General features: G+C 75.7%; 3 protein-coding genes and 1 pseudogene. All 4 read left to right on the forward strand.

The window, feature by feature from the left end:
- Positions 1-158 precede the first annotated feature (158 nt).
- The gene (locus ACWGJO_RS40800; RefSeq protein WP_452190852.1) at positions 159-845 is read left to right on the forward strand and encodes a YoaK family protein; all 687 of its coding nucleotides are present in this window, start codon (positions 159-161) and stop codon (positions 843-845) included.
- Positions 846-1,034: 189 nt separating this feature from the next.
- Entirely contained in the window at positions 1,035-3,761 is a 2,727-nt protein-coding gene (locus ACWGJO_RS40805; RefSeq protein ID WP_452190853.1) for an AAA family ATPase, read from the forward strand.
- Positions 3,762-3,913: 152 nt separating this feature from the next.
- The gene (locus tag ACWGJO_RS40810) at positions 3,914-4,885 is read left to right on the forward strand and encodes an AraC-like ligand-binding domain-containing protein (protein ID WP_452190854.1); all 972 of its coding nucleotides are present in this window, start codon (positions 3,914-3,916) and stop codon (positions 4,883-4,885) included.
- Between the two features lie 95 nt (positions 4,886-4,980).
- A pseudogene (locus tag ACWGJO_RS40815) lies at positions 4,981-5,245 on the forward strand (hypothetical protein); the annotation flags it as partial.

Here is a 5,245-nt window from a genome sequence, read left to right on the forward strand (position 1 = left end):
TTTTTCTTTTTTTTTTTTTTTGTGTTTTTGTTGTTGTTTTTTTTTTTTTTTTTGGGGGGGGGGGGGGGGGGGGGGGGGGGGGGCGCGGGGGGGGGCCGCCGCGGGCGCGCGGCCCCCCCCCCCCCCGCCCGCAGCCCCCTTCCGTACGAGGAGCCGTCGTGACCACACCCCCGCCGCCGCAGCCGTCCGGACCGCAGATCCACGACCGCCACCCGCTGGCGCTGGCCCTGTTCGCCCTCACCCTGGTCAGCGGCCTGATCGACGCCGTCAGCTACCTCGGCCTCGGCCACGTCTTCACCGCGAACATGACCGGCAACGTCGTGGTCGTCGCCTTCGCCCTCGCCGGAGCGCCCGGCTTCTCCGTGGTCGGCTCCCTGACCTCCCTCGCGGCCTTTCTCCTCGGCGCGGGGGTGGCCGGCCGGATCGCCACCCGACAGGGCGCGACCCGGCGCCCCGCACGACTGCGCGCGGCCTTCGTCCTGGAGGCCGTGCTGCACGCCGCGGCCGCCGCCGTCCTCTTCGTGCGGAGCCCCGAGGGGTTCGCGCAGTACGCGGTGATCGCCCTGCTCGCCCTGGCGATGGGCATCCGCAACGCCACCGTGCGGGGCCTGGGCGTACCGGACCTCACCACCACCGTGCTGACCCTCACCCTGACCGGCCTGGCCGCCGACTCCCGCCCGGCCGGGGGCACCGCCCCCCGCCAGCGCCGCAAGATCCTCTCCGTCGTCACCATGCTCGCCGGCGCCGTCCCCGGTGCGCTGCTGGTCCTGCACGGGCAGATCGCCTGGGCCCTGGTCGCCAGCGCCGTGCTGGCCGCGCTCACCGTGCTGCTCTACCGCGAGTGACCGGGACGGTTCCGTCCCCGCCCCCGACCCCGCCCCGGCGGCAGCAGCGCGGGGACCGCCGGTGACGGTGCCCGTCGAGGGTCCGGGCCGCCGGGTCCGGGCCCGTACCGGCAGCGGAACGGTGGTTCCGGCGGGCGGTAGCCTGGGATGCCCGGTGAGCGGATCGGCCGGCCCGAGGGAGAGGAACCAGTGGCGGAGGACAGACGGTTTCCGGTCCTGGTCGGGCGGCAGCGGCAGACGGGACTGCTGACCGCGGCGCTGGTCCAGGCCGTGGACGGCGCGAGCGGGTCCACCGTCCTAATGCGCGGCGACGCCGGTGTCGGCAAGAGCACGCTGGTGGCCTGGGTGGAGCGACTGGCGCGCGAGCGCGGGTTCACCGTCCTGCGCGCGGTCGGCACGGAGGCGGAGACGGACCTCGCGTTCGGGGCCCTCCACCAGGCGTTCTGGTCGCTGCTCCAGCACTCCGACGCGCTGTCCGCGCATCAGCGCGAGGCCCTGGACAGCGCGTTCGGCATCCGCTCCGGCACTCCGAGCGGCTTCGCCGTCGGCGCCGCGACACTGGCCCTGCTGGAGCGGGCGGTACGGACCGCCCCCGTGCTGCTGGTCCTGGACGACCTGCACTGGATCGACTCGTCGAGCGCGACCGTCTTCGCCTTCCTGCACCGGCGGTGCGCCGAGCTGCCGGTGGTGATCGTCGGGGCCAGCCGCGCGAACGGACCGGCCGCCCAGACCTGGTCGGCCGAGGCCGTCGACGTCCCGGCCCTGCCCCGCGAGGACGCGGCCCTGCTGCTGGGCACCCGCTACCCCGAACTCGCGGCACCCGCCAGGGAGCGCGTCCTGGCCGAGGCGGCCGGGAACCCGCTGGCGCTGGTCGAACTGCCGCGCCAGCTGGCGGACGCCCAGCAGCGGGGAGCCGCCCCGCTGCCCGAACGGCTGCCCCTGGGACGGAAGCTGGAACGGATGTTCGCCGAACGGCTCGGCACGGTGACGCCGGAGGTCGGCCGCCTGCTGCTGCTCGGCGCCCTGGCCACCGGCCCGGACTCCGGTAGCACCGAGTGGCTCCGCGCCCTCGCGGACGAGAACGCGCGGGAGATCCTGGAACGGATCGAGGCCGAGGGCCTGGCCCGGCTCGACCCGGCCGGACAGCTCGTGTTCCGGCACCCCCTGGTGCGCACCGCCGTCGTCTCCGCCGCCTCGGACACCGCCCGCCGGGAGGCCCACCGCGCGCTGTCCGAGGCCCTCGCACCGGAGGACCCCCGGCGACTGGTCCACGAGGCGGCCGCCGCCCTGCTGCCCGACGAGGACCTCGCGCACCGCCTCCAGGAGGCCGGCCACGAGCTGGCCCGCCGGGGCGGCGAGGCGGAGGGCGCCCTCCTGCTGGAACGCGCCGCCGTCCTCAGCCCCAGCTCCTGCGACCGCGTCCGCAGGCTCACCCGGGCCGCCGTGATGTCGGCCCGCGGCGGGCAGCTGCGCCACACCGCGGCCCTGGTGGAGGAACTGAGGAGCAGCACGGTCCCGCAGGACATCGCCCCGCTGTTCTCGTACGCGGTGGTCTACGCCGACCAGAGCCACCGCGTCGACTTCGAGTCCTCCGCCGCGCTGCTGCCCGCGGCCCTCGACGCGCTGACCGCGCCGGGCGCCGACGCCTTCGGCGGGCTGGTCGAACAGGCCTGGTTCAAGCTGCTCCTCGCCGCCACGTACACGGACGACCCCTGGGCCTGGCGCGCCCTGGAACGGCACCGGGACGACGTCTCCGACGTGGGCCGGCTCTGTCTGCGGGCCTGGACCGAGCCGGTCCCGGACGCGGCCGCCGCCCTGCTGGCGACCGCCGACGGCATGACCGAGGAGCAGGAGGCCGGCGCGGCCTGGCTCCTGCTCTGGACCGCTTCGGCGCTCGACAGCCCCGACAGCGGTCTGTGGCAGCGCTTCTCCGGGCTGCACGGCTACGCCACCCAGGGCTCCGTCGCCAAGGCCAAGGCCCACCAGGACTACCTGCTCGGGTACTGGGACCGGGCGGCCGTCTGCCTGCGCGAGGCCGAGGAGGCGGACGAGCTCGGCTACCACACGAACGGCCTGATGTTCCGCCAGTACTACGCCCACTTCCTGGCCGGCCGGGGCGACGTGGCCGGGCTCCAGGAGATCGAGCGGACCATCGGGCCGGTCGCCACGCGCGCCCGGATGCGGTACGTCCTCGACCGCCTGACCCATCTGCGCGGCCTGGCCGCGCTTGCCCACCGGCGCTACGAGGAGGCGTACGCGCACTTCTGCGAACTCACCCCGCCCGGGCGCCTGCCCGGCGGCCAGCCGTGGCACCACACGCTGGTCCTCGACCTGGTGACGGCCGCCGTGCACACCGGACGCCTCGACGAGGCCCGCGCCCACCTCGCGGCCGGAGCCGCGGCGCGCTCGGCGGAGATCTCCGGACGCCACGCCTTCCTGTGCGCGGCCGCCACCGCGCTGGCCGCGGACGACCCCGAGGCCGAGGCCGCCTACCTCGCCGCGTACGCGGTACCGGGCGCCGAGCAGTGGGTGTTCGACCTCGCGCGGCTCAGGCTCGCCCACGGTGCGTGGCTGCGCCGCCGCCACCGGCCCGGGGCCAGGGAGACGCTGCGCGCGGCCCACCACGTGTTCCGCCGGCTGCGGGCCACCCCCTGGGCGGCGCAGTGCGAGGAGGAACTGCGGGCCGCGGGCGACTCCGTGGCGCTGCCGCAGGACGGACCGGCCGCCGACCCGTCCGGGCTGACCGGCCAGGAGCTGCGCATCGCCCGGCTGGCCGCGACCGGCCTGACCAACAAGGAGATCGGCCGGCAGCTCCGGCTGTCGCCCCGTACCGTCGGGGCTCACCTCTACAAGATCTTCCCCAAGCTCGGCATCACCACGCGGGCCGCGCTCGCCCACGCCCTCGACGGCGGCTGATCTGGGAAAACGTCCGCCCGGCCGGCTTACCCCGGCCACCCCGCCGGGCTTCCCGGCGCACCGCCCCGGGACGACAGTCAGATGACCTACCGGCCCGCCGCGCCCGCGGGCCACGCTGAGAGTGCGCAGGACTCCGGCGGAAGGACGGTCAGATGGGCTTGCGGGTGACGACGGCGTCGGTCGCGGACCGCGACAAGGCGGCCTTCTGGAGCGGGGCGGTGTCGCGGTCGCTGGTGCCGCTGGAGGTGCGCCCGCTCACCGGGCGGCCGTTCGACGGACTCCTGGAGTCACACCGCCTCGGGTACGTGCGGATCTCCACGCTGGAGGCCGACGCGGCCCGGCTCTCCCGCACGGCGGCGCTGATCGCGCGCATGCCGCACAGCGAGCCGCAGGTCGGGATCGGCGTGCAGGTATCGGGCCGGGCCGTCCTGGAGCAGGACGGGCGCCGCGCGGAGGTGCCGCCGGGCGGGCTGGTCCTCTACGACACGGCGCGCCCGTTCGCGGTGGACTACCCGGAGCGGTTCCGCACCCATCTGTTCCACGTGCCGCGCCGCCTGCTGGGGGTCCCGGAGCGCGACCTGCGGCACGCCTCCGCGACGGCCGTCGGCCCGACCGACGGGTGCGGACCGGTGATCCTGCCCTTCCTGGGTGTTCTCGCCGCCTCCGCGCACTCCTACCCCGACCCGGTCGGGGTCCGGCTGGCCGGCAGTGTCGCCGGCCTGTTCAGCACCCTCATCGCCCAGCTGGTGCCGGCCGGGGAGGCCGACGGGCCGGGCGCCCGGAACGCCCACCTGGTCCGGCGGGTGCGGGAGTACATCGACCGCCACCTGGGCGACCCGGACCTGTCGCCCGAGCGGATCGCCCGGGCCCACCACATCTCCGTGCGTTACCTGCACCGGCTCTTCGAGGACGAGGGCGTGACGGTGAGCCGCCTCGTCCAGCGGCTCCGCCTGGACGCCTGCGCCCGCGAGCTGGCCCGGCGCGGCCGCACCGCGCCCACCGTGTCGGCCGTCGCCCAGCGCTGGGGCTTCGCCAACCCGGCGCACTTCAGCCGGGCCTTCCGCGCCGCCTACGGCGTCCCGCCGCGCGAGTGGCGGGCACGCCCGTACGACGAAGCCAGCTGAGGAGCCGGCCGCCCGCCGCAGGGCACGACCAGGCCACCACGGCCGGGGCACACACGGAGCCACCGTGCCCGTCGACCGAAGCCAGGAGCAGAGAGTTGTCCGACCCCACCCCCCTGTCCGACCGGCGACCGGTGCTCGACCGGGCGCTCCAGGAGTTCCTGGACGCCCGGGCCGGCCGGTCCGCCGACGAACTGCCGGACCTCTCGTTCCTCGCTCTCGACAGCCTGCCGAGCATCAGCGCGGACGAGGACGAGGGCGATCCGTTCGGCACCACGTCGGAGTGGTTCGTGCTGCCGTGCGGGCCGACCGGGCGGGTGCGTGTTCGGGTGACGAGGCCGGTCGGTGCCGTCGAGCCGAGTC

The organism is Kitasatospora sp. NPDC054795 (assembly GCF_053611565.1).

Coding starts and splice junctions, on each gene's coding strand:
- ACWGJO_RS40810 (WP_452190854.1), top strand. CDS start 3,914: ATGGGCTTGCGGGTGACGACGGCGTCGGTCGCGGACCGCGACAAGGCG.